This is a genomic window from Kribbella sp. NPDC048915, from assembly GCF_040649595.1.
GTDB lineage: Bacteria > Actinomycetota > Actinomycetes > Propionibacteriales > Kribbellaceae > Kribbella.
Genome location: NZ_JBEZFT010000015.1, coordinates 11,767 through 33,213, shown reverse-complemented (window position 1 = coordinate 33,213; position 21,447 = coordinate 11,767). Strand labels below are relative to the sequence as shown.

At 70.7% G+C, this 21,447-nt stretch carries 21 protein-coding genes; 9 read left to right on the top strand and 12 right to left on the bottom strand.

The features are described from left to right. The first annotated feature begins 47 nt into the window (after nucleotides 1–47). Nucleotides 48–1,139, top strand: coding sequence for a hypothetical protein (locus AB0B82_RS11065; RefSeq protein WP_360165078.1), 1,092 nt, complete (start codon nucleotides 48–50; stop codon nucleotides 1,137–1,139). Nucleotides 1,140–1,209: 70 nt separating this feature from the next. Here the strand turns inward: AB0B82_RS11065 and truB are convergent, their stop codons facing one another. From truB to rimP, 6 genes are all read right to left on the bottom strand, one after another. Then, on the bottom strand, nucleotides 1,210–2,100 hold the full coding sequence (gene truB, locus AB0B82_RS11060; protein WP_360165076.1) for a tRNA pseudouridine(55) synthase TruB: 891 nt from the start codon (nucleotides 2,098–2,100) through the stop codon (nucleotides 1,210–1,212). A gap of 7 nt (nucleotides 2,101–2,107) precedes the next feature. Continuing rightward, nucleotides 2,108–2,545 (bottom strand): 30S ribosome-binding factor RbfA, encoded by a 438-nt coding sequence (gene rbfA, locus AB0B82_RS11055; RefSeq protein WP_360165074.1) that lies wholly within the window; start codon nucleotides 2,543–2,545, stop codon nucleotides 2,108–2,110. Between the two features lie 117 nt (nucleotides 2,546–2,662). Next, complete coding sequence (gene infB, locus AB0B82_RS11050; RefSeq protein ID WP_360165072.1) at nucleotides 2,663–5,812, bottom strand: translation initiation factor IF-2; 3,150 nt, start codon at nucleotides 5,810–5,812, stop codon at nucleotides 2,663–2,665. 182 nt (nucleotides 5,813–5,994) lie between these two features. Next, nucleotides 5,995–6,285: a YlxR family protein gene (locus AB0B82_RS11045; RefSeq protein ID WP_360165070.1), complete on the bottom strand. Its 291-nt coding sequence runs from the start codon at nucleotides 6,283–6,285 to the stop codon at nucleotides 5,995–5,997. 81 nt (nucleotides 6,286–6,366) lie between these two features. Further along, complete coding sequence (nusA, locus tag AB0B82_RS11040; protein ID WP_360165068.1) at nucleotides 6,367–7,356, bottom strand: transcription termination factor NusA; 990 nt, start codon at nucleotides 7,354–7,356, stop codon at nucleotides 6,367–6,369. Nucleotide 7,357: 1 nt separating this feature from the next. Continuing rightward, nucleotides 7,358–7,879 (bottom strand): ribosome maturation factor RimP, encoded by a 522-nt coding sequence (gene rimP / locus AB0B82_RS11035; RefSeq protein ID WP_360165066.1) that lies wholly within the window; start codon nucleotides 7,877–7,879, stop codon nucleotides 7,358–7,360. 150 nt (nucleotides 7,880–8,029) lie between these two features. Between rimP and AB0B82_RS11030 the strand changes: the two genes are divergently transcribed. Continuing rightward, complete coding sequence (locus AB0B82_RS11030; RefSeq protein WP_360165064.1) at nucleotides 8,030–8,578, top strand: cell division protein FtsK; 549 nt, start codon at nucleotides 8,030–8,032, stop codon at nucleotides 8,576–8,578. Beyond that, nucleotides 8,575–8,988, top strand: a complete 414-nt coding sequence (locus tag AB0B82_RS11025) for a ferritin-like domain-containing protein (RefSeq protein WP_360165062.1) — start codon at nucleotides 8,575–8,577, stop codon at nucleotides 8,986–8,988. Before AB0B82_RS11030 ends, AB0B82_RS11025 begins: the two co-directional genes overlap by 4 nt. Before the next feature lie 14 nt (nucleotides 8,989–9,002). On the opposite strand, the gene AB0B82_RS11020 is transcribed toward AB0B82_RS11025, so the two are convergent. Beyond that, complete coding sequence (locus AB0B82_RS11020; protein ID WP_360165060.1) at nucleotides 9,003–10,394, bottom strand: alkaline phosphatase PhoX; 1,392 nt, start codon at nucleotides 10,392–10,394, stop codon at nucleotides 9,003–9,005. 159 nt (nucleotides 10,395–10,553) lie between these two features. Here AB0B82_RS11020 and AB0B82_RS11015 point away from each other — a divergent pair, with 159 nt between their 5' ends. Continuing rightward, on the top strand, nucleotides 10,554–11,732 hold the full coding sequence (locus AB0B82_RS11015) for a cation:proton antiporter (RefSeq protein ID WP_360165058.1): 1,179 nt from the start codon (nucleotides 10,554–10,556) through the stop codon (nucleotides 11,730–11,732). Between the two features lie 24 nt (nucleotides 11,733–11,756). On the opposite strand, the gene hisH is transcribed toward AB0B82_RS11015, so the two are convergent. From hisH to hisD, 4 genes are read right to left on the bottom strand one after another with little or no spacing between them, the layout of a single operon-like run. Further along, on the bottom strand, nucleotides 11,757–12,398 hold the full coding sequence (gene hisH, locus AB0B82_RS11010; RefSeq protein ID WP_360165056.1) for an imidazole glycerol phosphate synthase subunit HisH: 642 nt from the start codon (nucleotides 12,396–12,398) through the stop codon (nucleotides 11,757–11,759). Continuing rightward, nucleotides 12,395–12,994 (bottom strand): imidazoleglycerol-phosphate dehydratase HisB, encoded by a 600-nt coding sequence (gene hisB / locus AB0B82_RS11005; RefSeq protein WP_360165054.1) that lies wholly within the window; start codon nucleotides 12,992–12,994, stop codon nucleotides 12,395–12,397. The genes hisH and hisB overlap by 4 nt, the downstream gene beginning before the upstream one ends. After that, a complete protein-coding gene (locus tag AB0B82_RS11000; protein ID WP_360165052.1) occupies nucleotides 12,991–14,109 on the bottom strand; it encodes a histidinol-phosphate transaminase in 1,119 nt (372 codons plus the stop codon). The genes hisB and AB0B82_RS11000 overlap by 4 nt, the downstream gene beginning before the upstream one ends. Further along, the gene (gene hisD / locus AB0B82_RS10995) at nucleotides 14,109–15,449 is read right to left on the bottom strand and encodes a histidinol dehydrogenase (protein ID WP_360165050.1); all 1,341 of its coding nucleotides are present in this window, start codon (nucleotides 15,447–15,449) and stop codon (nucleotides 14,109–14,111) included. Before hisD ends, AB0B82_RS11000 begins: the two co-directional genes overlap by 1 nt. 114 nt (nucleotides 15,450–15,563) lie before the next feature. Between hisD and AB0B82_RS10990 the strand changes: the two genes are divergently transcribed. The 3 genes from AB0B82_RS10990 to AB0B82_RS10980 all read left to right on the top strand — a co-directional run bounded on the left by AB0B82_RS10990 (nucleotide 15,564) and on the right by AB0B82_RS10980 (nucleotide 17,948). Next, nucleotides 15,564–16,235, top strand: a complete 672-nt coding sequence (locus AB0B82_RS10990; RefSeq protein WP_360165048.1) for an LON peptidase substrate-binding domain-containing protein — start codon at nucleotides 15,564–15,566, stop codon at nucleotides 16,233–16,235. A 1,166-nt stretch (nucleotides 16,236–17,401) separates the two neighbouring features. After that, entirely contained in the window at nucleotides 17,402–17,635 is a 234-nt protein-coding gene (locus tag AB0B82_RS10985) for a YlcI/YnfO family protein (protein WP_360165046.1), read from the top strand. A 10-nt stretch (nucleotides 17,636–17,645) separates the two neighbouring features. Then, on the top strand, nucleotides 17,646–17,948 hold the full coding sequence (locus tag AB0B82_RS10980) for a type II toxin-antitoxin system PemK/MazF family toxin (protein ID WP_360165044.1): 303 nt from the start codon (nucleotides 17,646–17,648) through the stop codon (nucleotides 17,946–17,948). 182 nt (nucleotides 17,949–18,130) lie between these two features. Here the strand turns inward: AB0B82_RS10980 and ilvD are convergent, their stop codons facing one another. Next, nucleotides 18,131–19,981, bottom strand: coding sequence for a dihydroxy-acid dehydratase (gene ilvD / locus AB0B82_RS10975; RefSeq protein WP_360165042.1), 1,851 nt, complete (start codon nucleotides 19,979–19,981; stop codon nucleotides 18,131–18,133). Nucleotides 19,982–20,124: 143 nt separating this feature from the next. Between ilvD and AB0B82_RS10970 the strand changes: the two genes are divergently transcribed. Together AB0B82_RS10970 and AB0B82_RS10965 are read left to right on the top strand one after the other, a co-directional pair. Continuing rightward, a complete protein-coding gene (locus tag AB0B82_RS10970) occupies nucleotides 20,125–20,970 on the top strand; it encodes a helix-turn-helix domain-containing protein (protein ID WP_360165040.1) in 846 nt (281 codons plus the stop codon). After that, on the top strand, nucleotides 20,967–21,404 hold the full coding sequence (locus tag AB0B82_RS10965; RefSeq protein WP_360165038.1) for a VOC family protein: 438 nt from the start codon (nucleotides 20,967–20,969) through the stop codon (nucleotides 21,402–21,404). The genes AB0B82_RS10970 and AB0B82_RS10965 overlap by 4 nt, the downstream gene beginning before the upstream one ends. Nucleotides 21,405–21,447 lie beyond the last annotated feature (43 nt).

The window sequence follows — 21,447 nt, the reverse complement described above, 5'->3', positions numbered from 1 at the left end:
CATCGAGCAGGAGTAGGGGACAACGCAGACGTTGTGAAGGGGAAGCTATGAAGATGCCCGTGCTCCTGGCGACCGTGGCCGGCTTGTCCGCGCTGCTGGCCGGTCCGATCGTCACCGGACTCTCACCGGCTGCAGCCCAGCCGGCGGCACCCCAATCGGCCCAAGCAGGCAGCCAAGCCCAGGCAGGCAGTCAGGCACCGGCAGCCCTTCAGGCACCGGCAGCCAGCTGCGTGGCCAAGGAGCTTCCGCTCCCGGCTGGGCTGCCGGTCAACGTCTTCGCCGCGGTCGGCACGTCCGACTCCAGCGGTCGCTACCAGGTCGGCACCGTCCAGCTCGAGGACGGTACCCACCGCCCGCTGCTGTGGACCGACGGCGGCGAACCGAAGGTCGTCGAGCCGTTCCCGGGCGACACCGCGCTGCTCGACGTGAACCGGGAAGGCACTGTGCTCGGCAGCACGACGAGCGCCGACGGGACGGTCCGGTCGTGGCTGCGCTCGGAGGACGGCACGATCCGCGAGCTCACGGCGCCGCCGTCGGTCCGCGGGATCACCGTCCGGGCGATCAACGACCGCGGTGACGTCGTCGGGTCCGGCGTGAACGCCGCCACCGGCCGATCGGTGCCGGTGGTCTGGCCCGCGAAGGGTCACCCGGTACGCCTGCCCACCGCTGAGCAGGCGTACGGCGTGGACATCAACGAGAACGGCACCGTCGTCGGCAGCACCTTCGACGGGGACCAGGAAATCGGCATGGTCTGGACGCGCTGGAACCAGGCCGGGACGCCGGTCACCGGCGAGGACGGTGCGGGTGTGTCGCTGACCGAGATCCGCGGCGACTGGTTCATCGGCATCCAGTACACCGACGGCGGCGCGGTCTTCGGCGGCCGCTGGAGCCTGGACAACGACAAGGTGGTCACGTTCCCGACCGTTCTGGACGCGGTGAACGGCTCCGGCGACGTCGCGTACCTGACCGCCGAGGGCAAGACCTTCGTCGAGCGACCCGACGGTACGCAGTACGCGATCGACGCGGAGGGCTACAACACGGTGAAGTACCTGTTCGAGCGCGGCTCGACGTACGACGCCGTCGGCGACCGCGACTACGGTTTCGCCCGCGCCGTGTTGTGGTCCGGCTGCGCAAACTGATCAGCTGCGCCAAACTGACCGCTGCGCAAACGGCCAGCCAACTGATTGGTTCTCGTCGGCTGATCGAGGGTCAGCCGACGAAGACCGCCGTCGGCTTCGCGACCGGGCCGTGCGGCTCGTAGAGCGCCAGAAAGGTGCCGTCCGGGGCGAACATCGCGTTCAGCCCCGGGGCGAGGTCGAGGCCTTGGAGCGGGCGGCCGGTGCGGATCGCGGCCGCTCGCTCCTCGTCCGCGTCGTACCGCGGGAAGGTGCCCGCGGCAACCTCCGCGATCGGCACCCACTCGAAGGACTTCGCCAACGCCTCCAGCGAATGCGCCTGCGCCAGGTCGAACGCACCGACCCGGGTACGGCGCAGCGCGGTCAGGTACCCGCCGACGCCGAGCTCGGCGCCGAGGTCGCGGGCCAGCGCCCGGATGTACGTGCCGCTCGAGCAGTCGACCGAGACGTCCACCGAGATCCCGTCCGCGTCCGGGCGGACGTCGAGGATCTCGTAGCGCGACACGGTCACGGCCCGCGCCTTGAGCGCGACCTCCTCGCCCGCGCGGACCCGCTCGTACGCCCGCCGGCCGTCGACCTTGATCGCCGAGACCTTCGACGGCACCTGCGAGATCTCACCGCGGAACCCCTCGACGGCGGCCGAGATCGCCTCGGCCGTCACGCCGTCCACCGAGGCAGTGCTGACGATCTCGCCCTCGGCGTCGTCGGTGGTCGTCGTGGCACCGAGCCGGATCGTCGCGTCGTACGACTTGTCGGCCAGCTGCAAATGCCCGAGCAGCCGGGTCGCACGGTTCAGGCCGACGACCAGCACACCGGTCGCCATCGGGTCCAGCGTGCCGGCATGGCCGACCTTACGGGTCCCCACCAGCCGGCGGATCTTGGCGACGACGGTGTGCGAGGTCATCCCGGCCGGTTTGTCGACGACGACGATGCCGTCCGAGGCCGGTGTGAATTCGAGGCTCAACGCGCGCTCAGTCCTGCTCGTCCTCGTCGTCGTCCTTGTGCTTGTACGGATCCGCGTCCCCGGCCGGCTTCGCGCCCGCGGCGGCCTTGGCCACCTCGGCGTCGGCCATCCGGGCCTTCTCCAGCAGCTCCTCGATGTGCCCGGCGGTCTCCGGGACAGCGTCCAGGAAGAACGCCACGCTCGGCGTGTGGCGCAGTCCGAGGGCCTTGCCGACCTCGCTGCGGATCAGGCCCCGCGCCGACTCCAGAGCGGCCGCGGTGTCGGCCCGCGCGCGCTCGTCGCCGTACACCGTGTAGAAGATGCTGGCCTCGCGCAGGTCACCGGTCAGCCGGGCATCGGTGACCGTGACGAACCCGAGCCGCGGGTCCTTCACCCGGCGCTCCAGCAGCTCCGCGACGAGCACCTGGATCCGGTCGGCCAGCTGCTTCGCCCTTGCTTCACCCATCGGGCTCACTCCCTCGTTCATGGCATTTCATGGCAACGTCCGGAGAGGCGACCAGCGCCTCTCCGGACGTTACTCCTCGGCGACCCGGGCCGGGTCACCGCCTGCTTGTCAGCCCTGTCAGCTGCGCGGCTTCTCGCGGAGCTCGAAGGCCTCGACGACGTCGCCGATCTTGATGTCGTTGAAGTTGTTGATGGTCAGACCGCACTCGAAGCCCTCGCGGACCTCGGACGCGTCGTCCTTGAACCTCTTCAGCGACGACAGCTCGGTGTTGTCGACGACCACCGCGCCGTCCCGGATCAACCGGACCTTGGCGTTGCGGCGGATCAGGCCACTGGTCACCCAGCAACCCGCGATGTTGCCCACCTTCGAGGAGCGGAAGATCTCCCGGATCTCGGCCTGGCCGAGGGTGACCTCCTCGTAGATCGGCTTCAGCATGCCCTTCAGGGCGGCCTCGATGTCGTCGATCGCCGAGTAGATGACCGAGTAGTACCGGACATCCACGCCCTCGCGCTCGGCCAGGTCCCCGGCCTTGCCCGCCGGCCGCACGTTGAAGCCGATGATGACGGCGTTCGACGCGATGGCCAGGTTGACGTCGTTCTCGTTGATCGCGCCGACACCGCGGTCGATGATCCGCAAGCTGACCTCGTCGCCGACCTCGATTCGGACCAGGGCGTCTTCCAGCGCCTCGACCGAACCGGACACGTCGCCCTTGAGGATCAGCAGCAGCTCCTGGCTCTCGCCCTTCTCCATCGAGGCCATGAAGTCCTCGAGGGTCCGGCGGACCCGCCGCTTGGCGTTGGCGGCCGCCCGGGCGCGGGCTTCGCGCTTCTCGGCGATCTGCCGGGCCCGGCGGTCGTCGTCGACGACCAGGAACTTGTCACCGGCACCCGGCACCGCGGTCAGACCGAGGACCAGCACCGGACGCGACGGCGTCGCCTCCTCGACGGCGTTGCCGTGCTCGTCGAGCATGGCCCGGACCCGGCCGTACGCCGGACCGACCACCATCGAGTCGCCGACCCGGAGCGTGCCGCGCTGCACCAGCACGGTCGCCACCGGACCACGGCCCTTGTCGAGGTTGGCCTCGATCGCGATGCCCTCGGCGTGCATGTGCGGGTTGGCCCGCAGATCCAGCGCCGCGTCCGCGGTCAGGATCACGGACTCCAGCAGCCCGTCGATGTTGATCCGCGACTTCGCCGAGACGTCGACGAACATCGTGTCGCCGCCGTACTCCTCGGGGACCAGGCCGTACTCGGTCAGCTGACCGCGCACCTTGGCCGGGTCCGCGCTCGGGACGTCGATCTTGTTGACCGCGACCACGATCGGGACACCCGCCGCGCGGGCGTGGTTCAGCGCCTCGATCGTCTGCGGCATCACGCCGTCGTCGGCCGCGACCACCAGGATCACGATGTCGGTGGCCTGCGCACCACGGGCACGCATGGCGGTGAACGCCTCGTGACCCGGGGTGTCGACGAAGGTGATGGCCCGCTGCTCGCCGTCGACCTCGGTCGTCACCTGGTACGCACCGATGTGCTGCGTGATACCGCCGGCCTCGCCGGCCACGACGTTCGCCATCCGGATCGCGTCCAGCAGCTTGGTCTTACCGTGGTCGACGTGACCCATCACGGTCACCACCGGCGGCCGCGGCGCGAGGTCTTCCTCGTCGCCCTCGTCGTTGCCGAACTCGATGTCGAACGACTGCAGCAGCTCGCGGTCCTCGTCCTCCGGGGACACGATCTGTACGTCGTAGTTGAGCTCGGTACCGAGCAGCTCGAGGGTCTCCTCGTTCACCGACTGGGTCGCGGTCACCATCTCACCGAGGTGGAACAGCACCTGAACCAGCGACGCCGGATCGACGCCGACCTTCTCGGCGAAGTCCGTCAGGGACGCACCACGCGGCAGCTTCACGACCTCGCCGTTGCCGTGCTTGACGCGCACGCCGCCGACGGACGGAGCCTGCATGTTGTCGAATTCCTGGCGCTTGGCCCGCTTCGACTTGCGGCCGCGCCGCGCCGGACCGCCCGGACGCCCGAAGGCACCCTGCGTCCCGCCGCGTCCGCGGTTGCCCGGACCCGGACGACCGCCGCCACCGGGCGGGCCGCTCGGGCCGCCGCCGCCGGGACGGAAACCGCCGCCGCCGCGCGGACCGGCACCACCCGGACCGCCACCCGGACGACCGCCGCCACCGCGGCCGCCACCGGGACCGCCGGAGCCGCCACCGGGCCGACCGGTGAACGTACCGGCCGAGGACTTCGGCATCATCGCCGGGTTGGGGCGCGGAGCACCCGGAACGCCACCGGCCGGACGCGGACGGTCATTGCCGCCGCGGTTGTCGCCGCCACGGCCCTGCGGCGGACGCGGAGCCATACCGGCCGGGCTCGGAGCGCCACCCTGCCGGTCGCCGCCACCCTGGCCCGGGCGCGGACCGCCGCGCTGCATGCCCTGGGTCGAGCTGAACGGGTTGTTGCCCGGACGCGGAGCACCCGGACGCGGACCGCCGCCACCCTGGCCGCCCGGACGGGGCGCACCGGGACGCGGGGCACCCGGACGGGGCGCACCCGGACGCGGACCGGAGCCGGCCGCACCACCCGGACGCTGACCGCCCTGGCCGCCGGCCGGACGCGGGCCCGGGGTTGCCGGACGCGGGCCCGGACGGGCCGGGGACTCGCCACCGGTCCGGCGCGGGGCCGGAGCCGGGGCAGACTGCGCGGCCGGCGCCTCGAACGACGGTGCCGCCGGGGCCGGGGCCTCGGACTTCGCCGCCGGAGCGGACTCGGCCGGAGCCGGTGCCGCGGCCGACGCCGCCGGGGCGGACTCGACCGGAGCGGATTCCGGCTTCGGACCCGGCTTCGGGCCCGGACGCGGACCGGGCTTGGCACCCGGCGCCGGAACGGACTTGACCGGCGAGGCGGGCGCGGCCGGGGCAGCCGCAGCCGCCTCGGGACGTGCTTCAGCAGCCGGCGCGGTGCGCTCGGCCGGAGCCTTCGGGGTTGTCGGCTGCCCGGTGGGCGCCGACGGCGCCGGCTTGGGGGCCGACGTCACTGGTGCGGTCGCCTGCGGCGCCGCGGACGTGCTGGCGGCGGCCTTCTTGGCCGCGCGCTTCTTCGGCGGGTTCTTCTCGAAGTCCTCCGCCAACCTCCGCACGACAGGTGCCTCGATCGTCGAGGATGCCGAACGGACGAACTCGCCCATGTCGTTCAGTCTGGTCAGAACGACCTTGCTGGTAACTCCGAGCTCTTTCGCGAGCTCGTAGACCCGGACCTTTGCCACTACTCTCCCTCTGGTCCGAGCCTGGGGCGCGGACCGTTAGTTGACGTACGTGCTCATCGCTTTGCACTCATCGGTAGACACTCATCGAGTGGTCATGAGTCGATGACCCGCCTTCATGTCGGTCACGAACGGTCCGGCCGGACCGCCGCGGACGGCCGGGTGGCCGCCATTGGTGTTGCTTCTTACTTATCACGCTGCGCGAGGTAGTCCCGCAGCCCGGTCACGTCGAGCGGACCCGGGACCCGGAAGGCCCGTGGGAACGCCTTGCGCCGGACGGCGAGGTCGAAACACTCGAGCGTGGGGTGCAGGTGCGCTCCACGTCCAGGTGCCCGACGATCGGGATCCGGAACCACCGCCTGAGGGCCTGGCTCTCCGGAAACCGTCATCCGCAGCAGGTCAGCCGGGCTGGATCGCTTCCGGCACCCGATACAGGTGCGCTCCCGGACCTTGCCCGGGCGCGCGTCTGCGCTCACTGTCACGTGTTCCTTGGGTGTGGTTGCGACTCAGTCGACCGACCGAGACATCAGTCTACCTTCTCGCCGGAACGAGTCGCATCACCGGTCCGCCGACTCGGCCGCCTTCTCGGTGTCCGGCCGGATGTCGATCCGCCAACCTGTGAGGCGGGCGGCGAGACGGGCATTCTGCCCTTCCTTGCCGATCGCCAGCGAGAGCTGGTAGTCCGGTACGACGACGCGCGCCGCTCGGGCCGCGGCGTCGACAACCTCTACAGACGTAACCTGCGCCGGGGACAGCGCATTCCCGACGAAGGTCGCCGGGTCGTCGCTGTGGTCGATGATGTCGATCTTCTCGCCGTGGAGCTCGTGCATGATGTTGCGCACCCGCTGCCCCATCGGCCCGATGCAGGCGCCCTTGCCGTTCACCGACGGGTTCAGCGTGCGGACCGCGATCTTGGTCCGGTGGCCGGCCTCGCGGGCGATCGCAGTGATCTCGACAGTGCCGTCGGCGATCTCCGGGACCTCCAGCGCGAACAGCTTCTTCACCAGGTTCGGGTGCGTCCGGCTGACCGTGATCTGCGGGCCCTTGAACCCCTTGCGGACGCCGACGACGTACACCCGCAGGCGGGCCCCGTGCTCGTACTTCTCCCCCGGCACCTGCTCCGGCGGCGGCAGTACGGCCTCGATCTTGCCGAGGTCGACCATCACCGAGCGCGGGTCGCGGCCCTGCTGGATGACACCGGAGACGATGTCGCCCTCCTTGCCGGAGAACTCGCCGTAGCGGATCTCGTCCTCGGCGTCGCGCAGCCGCTGCAGGATGATCTGCTTGGCGGTGGTGGCGGCGATCCGGCCGAAGTCGGCCGGGGTGTCGTCGTACTCGCGGGCGACGGTGCCGTCCTCGGCCAGCTCGCGGGCGTAGACAGTCACGTGCCCGGTCTTGCGGTCCAGCTCGGCGCGGGCGTGCGGCTGCGCGCCCTCGGTGCGGTGGTACGCGACCAGCAGGGCCTGCTCGATCGCTTCGACGACCACGTCCAGGGAGATGTCCTTCTCCCGCTCCAGGGACCGCAGCACGGCCATGTCGATGTCCATGTCAGTTCTCCTCCACCGTGCCGTCGGCAGGTGTTTCGTCTTCGTCGTTGCCGGCAGCCCGGTTGAACTCGATCTGGACCTTGGCCTTGGCCACGTCGGCGTACGCGACGCGCTGCCGTGTGCCGTTCACGTCCAGTTCGGCCGCCTCGTCGGAGACGGACTTGATCCGGCCGGTGACCTTGCCGCCCGCGGTCAGCGTGACCGCGACCAGCCGGCCGGCGTTACGGCGCCAGTGCCGGGGCAGGGTGAGCGGCCGGTCCACGCCGGGACTGGAGACCTCCAGCGTGTACGCACCGTCGCCCATGATGTCGTCGGTGTCGAGCGCCTTGGAGATGGCCCGGGTGACCTCGGCCACGTCGTCGAGGCTGACGCCGCCGTCGCGGTCGACGAGGACGCGCAGCAGGCGGCGGCGCCCGGCCGGCGTGATGTCCGCGCCTTCCAGGTCGCAGCCGAACTGCTCGACGATCGGCCGCAGGAAGTTCTCGAGGCTCGTGGTGTCCGTGTGGTCGGTCCGTCGGCTCACAGTTGACCTGCCTCTCTCCAGTTGTGCACCCGTTCCACCCGCGACTCTCGCGCCGAGGGCAGTAGCCCACCCTATCCGGACCAGCGGGTGTTCCTGGTCACCGCCTCGTCCCGGGCCGGTCGCGGACGCGTCACCAGGTATCGTTCCGCCGTGCCTGATCGCCGCCTGAGCCGACGTACCGTCGTCGCGACCGCAGCCCTCGTCCCGGGCGCCGCCGCGCTGACCGGCTGCAAGGACGACCCTGCCGCCGGATCCGGTACGCCGGGTGCCGTGAACGGGAAGCCGTCCACGGCGGGCGAACCGGGCGAGGAGACACCCACCGTCGATCCCGCGGTCGTCGCGGCACTCAGCGGTGCGGCGACGTTGGTATCTCAATTGTCCCAGCTCTGCGCAACCGCGAGCCGGAAGTACCCGGCGCTGCGGCCGCAACTGGCCGCCGCGGTGAAGTACCACACCAGCCACCTGGCGAAGCTCAAGGAGACAGCAGGCGTGGCCGCGAAGGCGGGCACAGTCGCGGTCCCGGCGACCTCACAGGCCGCGCTGGCCGCGATCTCCCAGCGGGAGAAGGCCGCCGCGGTCGCGGCCGCAGCCGCCGCGGCGAAGCTGTCCGGCGCACCCGCCCGCCTGCTCGCCCAGATTGCCGCCTCCGAAACCCAGCTGAGCAGCACCCTCGCCCCGCGGAAGAAGGCGACGTCGTGAACCAGGTCGAAGCCTTGCAGGCCGCCCTCGCCGGCGAGCATGCGGCACTGTACGGCGTCGGCGTGGCCGGCGGGAAGCTCCGCGGCAGCCGCTTCACCGCGGCGACGGCGGCGTTCGAAACGCACCGCACCCGGCGGGACCGGCTGAGCGCGCTGCTGGTCGCCGCCGGTGAGACCCCGGCCGCGGCCGAACCGGCGTACACGCTCCCCCGGCCGGTCACCAACGCCGCCACCGCGACCGCGCTGGTGCTGGTGGTCGAGCAGCGGATCGCCGCGGTGTACGGCGACCTCGTCGAGGCGGCCGAAGATGCCGCGGTCCGGATCTTCGCGGTCGAGTCGCTGCTGGACGCCGCGAGCCGCCAACTGGCCTGGGGCGGCGCGCCGGTCGCGTTCCCCGGCGCGGCGCCCTAGCCGTACTCAGACGACTAGCGGCGGCGCCGCCAGGGACCGGTGATCGCGTACGTGATGCCCGGGTTGTAGACGTTGAAGAACATCGTCCGGCCGTCGGCGGAGAACCCGGCACCGGCGAGTTCGCCGTACGACGGATCCTCGGGCGTGCCGTTGTTCACCCGGTTGCGGGCGAACTTGAACACCTCGCCGTCCTCGGTGGTGCCGAGGATGTGCTGCTCGCCGAGCCCGTCCTCGCACATCATCAGCCCGCCGTACGGCGACATCGTGATGTTGTCGGGGGCATCGAACTCGGGGTCGTCCGAACCGGGCTTCGGGCGGGTGAAGATCACCACCAGGCGCAGCGTCCGCTTCCGCGGGTCGTACCGCCAGACCTGGCCGTCGTGGTCCACCTTCGGGCCGAGTTCGGTGCGCGCGAACGACGAGACGAAGTACACGCAGCGGTCGAGCTGTCCCCACCAGCAGCCCTCGAGCTTGTAGCCGCCGGTGATCGGCTTGCCGTAGTCCTGCGCCCGCACCGATTCGGTCTTCGCCAGCGGGTCCGGCACGGTCACCCACTGCACGTTGCGGAACTCGGTGCCGGCCTCCTGGACCACCGACAGGTCAGGCAGGTCCGGGATGTGCATCGCCTGCAGCTCTCCGCCCGCCCGCAGCGATCCCCAGCCGCCGCGCGGCCGGTTCGGCAGGAAGCGGTAGAAGCCGCCGAGCGGCGCCACGAACGCATCCTCGGTCTCGTACACGATGCCGGTGGCCGGGTCGACCGCGACCGCCTCGTGCTGGAACCGGCCCATCGCGGTGAGCGGGAACGGGTCGACGTTGCGGCGGTCGTCGTACGGGTCGACCTCGAAGATGAAGCCGTGGTCCTTGGTGTGGCCCGCGTCGCCGGCCTTGTTCTCGGTCTCCTCGCAGGTCAGCCAGGTGCGCCACGGCGTGATCCCGCCGGAGCAGTTGATCGCCGTCCCGCCGAGGCTGACGAACTCCCGGGTGGCGTTGTTGTGCCGGTCGACGACGAGCGTGCTGGTCCCGCCGCCACCGGCCGGGTCGTAGGTCCGCTCGGGCGGCGCGACGACGGTGATCTTCGCGGTCGGGCTGCACTCGTGGTTGCGGACCAGCCGCGACCCGCCGTTGCGGTCCGGGAACGCGCCCATCCCGTCGAACCGGCTCGGGGTCGGCAACCCGTCGGGCTTGATCGTGCCCTCCCGGGACAGCACCTTGTAGCTGAACCCGCGCGGCAGGTCGAGCATGCCGTTCGGGTCCTCGATCAGCGGGCCGTACCCGATCTTCGGGCCGGACGTTCCCAGCGCGGGCTGCGCGGTGTACAACGCCTCGACCGAGCCGGCCACGCTGACCGCGACCCCGGCCGCGGCGGCGCGGCCGACGAACTGACGCCTGGACAACGAGTTGGACATGGGGGTCTCCTGACTCGACGACAAGCAGTGGTGACCCATGAACGTACGGTAAACAACTGTCAGCAGCAAGAGAACGAATGTCAGGAAGTGACCATCTCGGAGGACGATCGTCTGATCTGAGGGAGGCCGGCGAGACGCCGACGTGGTCAGGCTGATGGCATGGGGGCTGAACTCGGGTCGGGACTGACCAGCCTGTTCGTGGTCACGCTGGTGGCTGCCGTGACGCCGATCCTGGTCGGGTTGCTCGGCCGGTTCCGGATCCCACAGGTCGTGCTCCTTCTGATCGGCGGTGTGGTCGTCGGTCCACACGTGCTCGGCCTGGCGGATCCGGACAGCATCGCGCTGCTCTCGAACGTCGGTCTTGGGTTTCTGTTCCTGCTCGCCGGCTACGAGCTGGAACTGGGCCTGTTCCGGCAACGGGCCGGCACCCTCGCCGTCACCGGGTGGCTGGTCTCCGCGGGCCTGGCCGCTGCCGTTGTCGGAGGACTCGAGGCGCTGGCCGTGGTGAGGGATTTCCTGCCGGTCGCACTCGCCCTGACCACCACCGCCCTCGGCACCCTGTTGCCGATCCTGCGCGACAACCAGATGCTGGGCGGGCCGTTCCGCTCGTACATCCTCGCGTCGGGAGCGGTCGGCGAGTTCCTGCCCGTGCTGGCGATCGCGATCCTGCTCGGGTCGTACGGGCGTTTCGTCGGGCTCGTCTCGCTCGCCGGCATGGGACTGTTCGCCCTCGGCCTGAGCGTGCTGCTGCCGAAGCTGATGCGCGGGCGCCGGCTTGCCCGGATCATGGCCGAGGGCGAGGACGCGACCACCCAGGCGACGCTGCGGTGGACCATCACCCTGTTGCTGCTCCTGCTGGTGATCGCCAGCGATTTCGGGCTCGACGTGGTCCTCGGCGCGTTCATCGCGGGTGTCGTCCTGCGACGATGGGCCCCCGGCAACACCGAAGGTCTCGAACGCAAACTCGATGCCATCGGCTACGGCTTCTTCATCCCGATCTTCTTCGTCTCGTCGGGGATGGGGCTGGCGGTGCAATCTGTCGCGGAGGCCCCGGCGCGGCTGTTGCTGTTCTTCGTTCTGCTGCTGATCGTCCGCGGGCTGCCGACCCTCCTGGTGTACCGGACCGCACTCCCCTGGGCAGCCCGGCTCGAGCTCGTCTTCATCGTGTCGACGGCGTTGCCGGTGCTGGTCGCCCTCACCACGATCGGGCTCGAGACCGGCAAGATGCTGCCCGAGAACGCCGCCGCGCTGGTCGGCGCAGGCGTCCTGTCGGTGCTCGTGTACCCCTCGATCGCCGTCGCCATCAACCACCGGCACCGGGCGCGTCGCAGTCGGTGACAGCCCGCGGACGGTACGGAACAATCAGAGCGAGCGGACCCAGTTCTCCAGCAGCGCCGCGCCCGCATCACCGGATTTCTCCGGGTGGAACTGGGTCGCCGAGAGCGGCCCGTTTTCGACCGCGGCGACGAATCGGTCCCCGCCGTACGTCGTCCACGTCACCAGCGGGGTGACCGAGTCGCGCGTGTCGGTGAGCTCCCAGGTCCGAACGCCGTACGAGTGCACGAAGTAGAACCGCTCATCCTCGATGCCCTTGAACAGCGCACTGCCGTCCGGGGCCTCGACCGTGTTCCAGCCCATGTGCGGCACCGGCTCGGCGTCTTCCGGCTGCAGCCGCTCGACCGTCCCCGGCCACTGCTCACAGCCCTCGCTCTCGACGCCGTGCTCGATGCCGCGCGAGAACAGGATCTGCATGCCGACACAGATGCCGAGCACCGGGCGACCGCCGGTCAGCCGGCGGTCGACCACGACATCCCCGCGGACCGCCTTGAGCCCGGTCATGCACGCCTCGAAGGCACCGACCCCCGGCACCAGCAGGCCGTCGGCGTTGCACGCCGCCTCGAAGTCCGCGGTCACCGTGACATCCGCACCGACGCGCTGCAGCGCCCGCTCCGCCGACCGGATGTTGCCGGAGCCGTAGTCCAGCAGCACGACCTGCTTGCTCACAGGGCGCCCTTGGTGGACGGGATGCCCGGCTGCCGCGGGTCCGGCTCGGCGGCCGCCCGCAGTGCGCGCGCGAACGCCTTGAACTGGGCCTCGACGATGTGGTGCGGGTCGCGGCCGGACAGCACCCGGAGGTGGATGCAGATCGCGGCGTTGAAGGCGAGCGTCTCGAACACGTGCTGGGTCAGCGAACCGGCGTAGTCGCCGCCGATGATCGCGTACACCTGGCCGTCCGGCTCGCCGGTGTGCACGCAGTACGGACGGCCGGACAGGTCGACCGTGCAGTGCACGAGCGCCTCGTCCAGCGGGACGGTCGCGTCGCCGAAGCGGCGGATACCGCGCTTGTCACCGAGGGCTTCGCGGAGCGCCTGGCCGATGCCGATCGCGGTGTCCTCGACCGTGTGGTGCGCGTCGATCTCCAGATCGCCGACCGTGTTCACGTGCAGGTCCAGCAGCGCGTGCTTGGCGAGCGCGTTCAGCATGTGGTCGTAGAAACCGACCCCGGTCGAGATGTCCGCCCGGCCCTCGCCGTCGAGGTTCAACTCGACCAGGACCTTCGACTCGCTCGTCTCGCGGTCGATCCGCGCCGTACGACTCATGACTGCCTTCCCGTGTCTGTCTTGAGGACGCGCTCCAGCGATGCGCGGAACGCGGCCATCTCCTCGCCGGTGCCGATCGAGACCCGCAACCAGCCGTCCGGCCCGGTCTCCCGGATCAGCACGCCGTCGTCCAGCAGCGCCTGCCACACCGCGTGCCGGTCCGCGAACGTGCCGAACAGGACGAAGTTCGCGTCCGAGTCGACCGCCCGCAGCCCGAGCGACCGCAGCCAGTCCACGGTTTCGTCCCGCTCCACCCGCAGTTGCTCGACCCGGCCGAGCAGTTCGCCCGAGTGTGCCAGCGCGGCGCGCGCGACCGCCTGCGTGATCGCGGACAGGTGGTACGGCAGCCGGACGATCCGCAGCGCGTCCACGAACTGTTTGCTCGCGGCCAGGTACCCGACGCGGGCGCCGGCCATCGCGAACGCCTTCGACATCGTCCGCGCGACGGCGAGATTCGGGTACGACGGCAGCAGGCTCACCGCGCTCGGCGTGCCGGTACGGCGGAACTCGGCGTACGCCTCGTCGACCACCACGACCGCACCGAGCGCCGCGGCGTGCGCCACGATCGCCTCGGTCACGTCGATCGGCAGCGCCGTACCGGTCGGGTTGTTCGGCGAGGCGAGCAGCACGACTGAGGGCCGGTGCCGCGAGATCGCGGCGATCGCCTTGCTGCGGTCCAGCGTGAAGTCCTCGGCCCGGCGGCCGGTCACCCACGCGGTGTTCGTGTCCCGCGCGTACTCCGGATACATCGAGTACGTCGGAGCGAACGACAGCGCCGTACGACCGGGGCCGCCGAAGGCCTGCAGGACGTGCAGCATGACCTCGTTGGACCCGTTCGCGGCCCAGACCTGCTCGGGTTGGAGCTGAGCACCGGACTCGCGCGCCAGGTACGCCGCGAGGTCCGCGCGCAGACCGATGAACTCGCGGTCCGGGTAGCGGTTCATGCCGCGGGCGGCCTCGGTCACCGCGGCGGCGATGTCGGCGACGGTCGCCTCGCTCGGCGGGTACGGGTTCTCGTTGACGTTCAGCAGCACCGGCACGTCGAGCTGCGGGGCGCCGTACGGCTCGAAGCTCTTCAGCTCGTCGCGGATCGGCAGCCCGTCGAAGGCACCCATCAGCTCTTCCTGTCGGATTGTGGGCCGTCGAAGCGTGCAGTGACCGCGGCGCCGTGGGCCGGCAGGTCCTCGGCGTGCGCGAGCGCCAGCACGTGGCCGGACACCTCCCGCAGGGCGTCGCGCGAGTAGTTCACGACGTGCACGGCCTTCAGGAAGCTGCGCACGGACAGGCCTGACGAGTGACAGGCGCATCCGGCCGTGGGCAGGACGTGGTTCGACCCGGCGCAGTAGTCGCCGAGCGACACCGGCGACCAGCTGCCGACGAAGATCGCGCCGGCGTTGGTGATCAGCCCGGCGCGCTCCTCGGCGTCGACGGTCTGGATCTCGAGGTGCTCCGCGGCGTACGCGTCCACGACCGTGGTGCCCTGGTCGAGGTCGTCGACCAGGACGACGGCGGACTGCTGCCCGCCGAGCGCCTCGATCACGCGCTCCCGGTGCTTGGTCTGCTCGACCTGGCCCGGCAGCTCGGCCTCGACCGCGGCCGCCAGCTCTTCGCTCGGCGTGACCAGCACGCTCGCGGCCATCGGGTCGTGCTCGGCCTGGCTGATCAGGTCGGCGGCCACGTGCCGCGGGTCGGCGCTGTCGTCGGCGAGGACCGCGATCTCGGTCGGACCGGCCTCGGAGTCGATGCCGACCTCACCCAGCAGCGCACGCTTGGCCGCGACCACGTAGATGTTGCCGGGACCGGTGATCAGGTTGACCTTCGGGCAGCCGTCGAAGCCGTACGCGAAACCGGCGATCGCCTGCGCGCCGCCCATCGCGTACACCTCCTCGATGCCGAGCAACGCACAGACCGCGAGCACGGTTGGGTGCGGCAGGCCGCCGAATTCCTTCTGCGGCGGCGATGCCACCGCCAGCGACGGGACACCGGCGACCTGGGCCGGAACGACGTTCATCACGACACTCGACGCGAGCGGCGCGCGACCGCCCGGCACGTACAGACCGACCCGCTGGACCGGGACGAACCGCTGGGTCACCCGCCCGCCGGGCGCGGGCTCGGAGGCGATGTCAGCGGTCAGCTCGTCCTGACTCACCTCGCGGACGCGGCGGATCGACTCCTCGAAGGCACTGCGCACCTCCGGGTCGAGCTCCTCCAGGGCGGTCTTCAACGCTTCGGCCGGGACCCGGATGTCCTCGACCCACACATGGTCGAACTTCTCGCCGTACTCCCGGATCGCCTCGAGGCCGCGATGGCGGACGTCCAGGCAGATGGGTCGGACGACGTCGAGAGCCTTCTCGACGTCGAACACGGCTCGGGGAACGAGGGCATTGACTTCGGCACGGAGGTCCGAGACCTCTCCAGCCGCCACTCGGCCCCGCAGGTCGACGCGGCGAATCATGCGGCCAGTCTAGTGGTCACGCCACGCCGTCCCGACCGTGTATCCACAGGACGACCGGTCACGGTCGGTGAGCGGTGGCACAGTTCGCGGGCCGGGTCCACTACGCTCGTCGGCATGGACTCCCGCCTGCCGTTGCTCACTGTCGACACGGTGATCTTTCCCGGGCTGGTGATCGCGATTCCGGTGACCGACGTCCAGGGTCGGGCGGTGATCCGCGACCTGGTCGAGAACGGCGGCGAGCTGGTCTGCGGCGCGCTCGCGGTCCGGGACGGGTACGAGCTGGGTGAGCGGGTGTTCCGGTCGCTGTACGGGACCGGCTGTGCGGCGACGATCTCGGAGATCACGCTGGACGCGGACGACGAAGGACCGCTCGAGGTGACGCTGACCGGCAACCGGCGGTTCAAGGTCACCGAACTCGACGGCACCGGCGACTACCTGATCGCGGACGTCGAGTGGCTGCCCGACGACCTCGGCGAGGACCCGCTCGGCACCGCGACCGTCGCGCTCGAACGCTTCCGCCGGTACGCCGGCGCGGTCAGCGAGATCAGCAGCCCGGGTCTGCACCTCGGCGAACTGCCCGACGATCCCGGCACGCTGTCGTACCTGATGTCCGCCGCGATGAAACTGATGACCGCGGACCGCCAGAAACTCCTCGAGGCGGAGGACGTCACCACCCGCCTGGCCCACCTCGTCGGCCTGATCGACACCGAACTCTCCGCGATCACCGCCCTCCCGTCGCTGCCCGCCACCGACCTGATCAGCTGGTCCAGCCTCTCCCCCAACTGACTCACGCGCCCGGCCGGGCAGGCCGCCGCACCTCGAACGACGGCAGGTGCACACGCTCCGGACCGTCCGTGTGAGCAACCGAGTCGGCGCCCGCGCCCCTGACCGATCCGTTGGCGTCTGTGCGACCGAGTCGGCGCACACGCTCCGGACCGATCCGTGGGCGTCTGCGCGACCGGGTCGGAGCCCGCGCTAGGAGGACCCGGACGTCCGCCACGCCACACCACCACACCGCCCTTGGGGCCTCCTACACGAGGGGTTATCCGCTCGTATGCCGTGCCGCGGGGACTGTGGATCAGCCGGCGGTGATCTGGTCGGCGGTGTTCGGCACGCGGTGACGGTGCGCCGTGGCGGCGCGTGGCGGCGTGATGCCGTGGCGGCGCGTGGCGGCGTGATGCCGTGGCGGCGCGTGGCGGCGTGATGCCGTGGCGGCGCGTGGCGGCGTGATGCCGTGGCGGCGCGTGGCGGCGTGATGCCGTGGCGGCGCGTGTGGTCGTAGGGGTTCCGGGTTCCGGGTTTCCGCCGTGCGATGGGTTTACCCACGGTGTTGTGGGTTCCGCACCCTTCACACGGGTGAGGAACCCACAACACGATGGGTGAACCCACCGCGCGGGGACGCGTGCGGTCGTCCAACGTGGGCGTCGAATCGGGCACTGGGTGGTTCTGGGCGACCGAGTCAGCGCCCGCGCTGTGCAACCGCGCTCGTCCCCGCAGCCGAGGCCCCTTGAGCCCCGACCGCGGGGACCGCGAAGCCCCATCCGGAACCGTGCACCCCACCCTGGGACCGTGCACCCCACCCTGGAACCTTGCACACCCACCCGGGACCTCGCACACCATCCCGGAACCGTGCACGCCATCCCGGGACCTTGAACAAGCAATAACCACTCCCCACCCACCACAACCTGTTCAAACCCCCGACTTCAGCCCGCACGCTGACTGGCGCAGCCAACCTCATTTGAACGAGCACCGCGTGTTGGGGTTCTCTGCTCTCATACCGACGAAGAACCCCCAACACGCGGCGCTCGTACGGCGTGCTCGTACGGCGTGCTCGTCCGGCGTGGTCGTCCGGCGTGGTCGGGGACCGTCGAGGGCGAGCATCGCCGGTCGATCGGCGTGACTAGCGTGTGGACGGCCTACCGATGTGAATCCCGGGACGGTATGGTATTGGTATGAGCAAGCAGATCACCGTGCGGTTGCCGGACGAGCTGGTCGACTTCATGGACGAGTTGGTCGCCACCGACAAGGCGACCAGCCGGGCGTCCGTGGTCGCCCGGGCGATGGAGCGCGAGCGGCGCCGGGAGCTGGCCGCGCGCGACCTCGCGATCCTGACCGAGCACGGCGGGTACGACGACCTCCACGGTCTCGCCCCGGCCGCCGCCGGCACCGTGCTCGACCTCGACTGAGCCCAGCACCGTGCGCCCGATCCATATCGCACGACTGGACAAGCCGCGCCCGGTGGTGGTGCTCACCCGCGAGCTCATCCGCCCCCGACTCACCAACGTGACCGTCGCGCCGATCACCAGCACGATCCGGGGCCTGTCCACCGAGGTCCTGGTCGGCCCGGCCAACGGTCTCGATCACGCCAGCGCGATCTCGTGCGACAACGTCCAGACCATCCCCAAGTCGTACCTCGGCCGCTTGATCGGCCACCTCCACCCCGACCAGGAACCGGCCCTCGCCGAGGCAATCAACCTGGCCTTCGACCTCGAGCTCTGACCGGAGCCAGCCCCGAGCCCGAGCCCCGAGATCGAACACCGCGATGCGTCGTGGTGGCGGGTTGTGTGACGGATGGCCTCCTACTCGGCGCCAGTCGTGACACAACCCGCCAGCGGCGCCCCGGCGCCACCGGCGCCACCGGCGCCAGCAGCGCCCCGGCGTCGCCGGGGGCCGAGGTGTGGTCAGCCGAGTTTGGTGATGTCGCGGACGGCGCCCTTGTCGGCGCTGGTGGCCATGGCGGCATAGGCGCGGAGGGCGGCAGAGACCTTGCGGTCGCGGGACTTCGGGGCGTAGACGCCGTTCAGCGCGGCGTTCCGAGCGGCCAGTTCGTCGTCGGAGACCAGCAGCTCGATCGAGCGGTTCGGGATGTCGATCCGGATCCGGTCGCCGTCCTCGACCAGCGCGATCGTTCCGCCGGAGGCGGCCTCGGGCGAGACGTGCCCGATGGACAGTCCCGACGTACCACCGGAGAAGCGGCCGTCGGTGATCAGCGCGCAGACCTTGCCGAGGCCGCGGCCCTTCAGGTACGAGGTCGGGTACAGCATCTCCTGCATCCCCGGGCCGCCCTTCGGGCCCTCGTAGCGGATCACGACGACGTCGCCGGGCTGGATCTGCTTGGTCAGGATCTTCTCGACGGCCTGCTCCTGCGACTCGCACACCACCGCGGGGCCTTCGAACGTCCAGATCGACTCGTCCACACCGGCCGTCTTCACGACACAGCCATCGACGGCCAGGTTGCCCTTCAGGACGGCGAGGCCGCCGTCCTTGGAGTAGGCGTGCTCACGGTCGCGGATGCAGCCGTTCGCGGCGTCGGTGTCGAGCGACTCCCACCGCTCCGACTGCGAGAACGCGGTCGCGGAGCGCTTGCAGCCCGGCGCGGCGTGCCACAGCTCGACGGCCTCCGGCGACGGCGAACCGCCGCGCAGGTCCCAGGTCTTCAGCCACTCGTCGATCGAGTCGCTGTGCACGGAGTGGACGTTCTGGTTCAGCAGGCCGGCGCGGTGCAGTTCGCCGAGGATGGCCGGGATGCCGCCGGCGCGGTGCACGTCCTCCATGTAGTACGTGCCCTGCGGCGCGACGTTCGGCGCGACCTTCGCCAGGCACGGAACCCGCCGCGACACGTCGTTGATGTCGTCCAGGTCGAACCCGACCTCGGCCTCCTGCGCGGCGGCCAGCAGGTGCAGGATGGTGTTCGTCGAGCCGCCCATCGCGATGTCCAGCGCCATCGCGTTGCCGAACGCCTCCTTGGTGGCGATCGACCGCGGCAGCACGGTCTCGTCGTCGTTGTCGTAGTACCGGTGGGCCAGCCGCACCACGGTCTCGCCGGCCCGCTCGTACAGCGCGCGGCGGGCGGTGTGGGTGGCCAGCACCGACCCGTTGCCGGGCAGCGACAGGCCGATCGCCTCGGTCAGGCAGTTCATCGAGTTCGCGGTGAACATGCCGGAGCAGGAGCCGCACGTCGGGCAGGCGTTCTCCTCGATCCGCAGGATGTCGGCGTCGCTGACGTTCTCGTTGACGGCCTCGGACATCGCGTCGATCAGGTCGAGCTTGCGCACGGTGCCGTCGACCAGCGTCGCCCGGCCGGCCTCCATCGGGCCGCCGGAGACGAACACGGTCGGGATGTTCAGCCGGAGCGCGGCGTTCAGCATGCCCGGGGTGATCTTGTCGCAGTTCGAGATGCAGACCAGCGCGTCCGCGCAGTGCGCCTCGACCATGTACTCGACCGAGTCGGCGATCAGGTCGCGGGACGGCAGGCTGTACAGCATGCCGCCGTGGCCCATCGCGATCCCGTCGTCGACCGCGATCGTGTTGAACTCCCGCGCGATCCCGCCGGCCGCGTGGATGGCCTCGGAGACGATCCGGCCGACCGGCGCGAGGTGGGTGTGACCGGGGACGAACTCGGTGAAGCTGTTCGCGACCGCGATGATCGGCTTGCCGAAGTCCTCCCGGGCTACCCCGGAGGCCTGCATGAGCGCGCGGGCGCCCGCCATGTTGCGGCCGTGGGTGACAGTGCGGGACCTCAGAGCAGGCACGACGACATCTCCTTGCAGCGTTCCGTGCAGTGTGTGTATCGACCGATACCCCTCCGATACTGCCACGCCCGTCCGGATGGCGGTACGCGGGTCCCGGATGATGGAGCGCTGACTCTGTCCGTGGACAGCTTTAGCCTGATTCCATGCCGGCGCTCGAGTTCCACACCCGAACCGTGCACCCGGCGCTGCGCCGGTACGTCGGTGACATCACCGGCTACGCCTACACGGGCGATCCCCCGGCACTGCACCGCGGGCTGCCGTCGCAGTTCCTGACCCTGGTCGTCACGCTGGACGACCCGTTGGGCATCGCCTGGCCCGGCCGGCCGGTCGAGAAGTACGACGCCGGTCTCGGCGGACTGCACTCCACCGCGGTCCACATCGGTCAGACGCCGAGCCGCGCGGGCGTGCAGCTCGCACTCACGCCGGCCGCCGCGCGGTCGTTGCTGGGGCTGCCGCCGGGTGAGCTGGTGTCCACGGTCGTCGGCCTCGACGCGGTCCTCGGCCGCCCCGCGCGCGAGCTCACCGAGCAGCTGCGCGAGGCCCCGAGCTGGGAGCGGCGCTTCGACCTGCTCGAAGACCTGCTGCTCCGTCGCTGGGCGGCCGCCACCTCGCCCCGTGACGCCCGCCCGGAGCTCGGCTGGGCGTGGCAGCGGCTGCTGACGAGCAGCGGTGCTATCGGCGTCCAGGAGCTGGCCGACGAGGTCGGCTGGAGCCGGCGGCATCTGACCGACCGGTTCACCGCGGAGTACGGCCTCGCGCCGAAGGTGGCGGCCCGGGTACTGCGCTTCGAGCGGGCGATCGCCGGGCTGCGGCGGCAGCCGTCCGTACGGCTCGCGGACCTCGCGGTGCAGTGCGGGTACGCCGACCAAGCCCACCTGACCCGTGAGTTCCAGGCGATCGCGGGGTGCACGCCGCGCACCTGGCTGACCGAGGAGTTCCCAAACCTTCAAGAATTCGTGCCGACCTGGGCCCGAGACTCAGGACCATGAACACTCCGACCCAACAACAAGCCCAGGCACAACGCGTCGGCGTCTGGCCGACCCTGATCTACCGCGACGGGCAGCGCGCGCTGACGTTTCTCACCGAGGTCCTCGGCTTCCGGCTGGTCGCGTCGTACCCCGGGGCCGCGGAGGGCTCGATCGGGCACGCGGAGCTTGCGTGGCCGGCCGGCGGCGGCATCATGCTCGGCAGCGCCGACGCCAAGACCGAGGTCGACGCGTTCACCGAGCTCGCCGGTCAGCGGCAGTCGATCTACCTGGTCCACGACGATCCGGACGCGGTGTTCGCCCGCGCAACGCACGCCGGCGCGGGGGTCGTCCGCGAACTGACCACCACCGACTACGGTTCGCGCGAATTCACGGTGCGCGACCCCGAAGGCAACCTCTGGAGCGTCGGTACGTACGCCGGCGAGTCGGCCGGCTGACTCGACAATCCACAGGCTGCGGCGATCGTCCCCGCATCCTGCG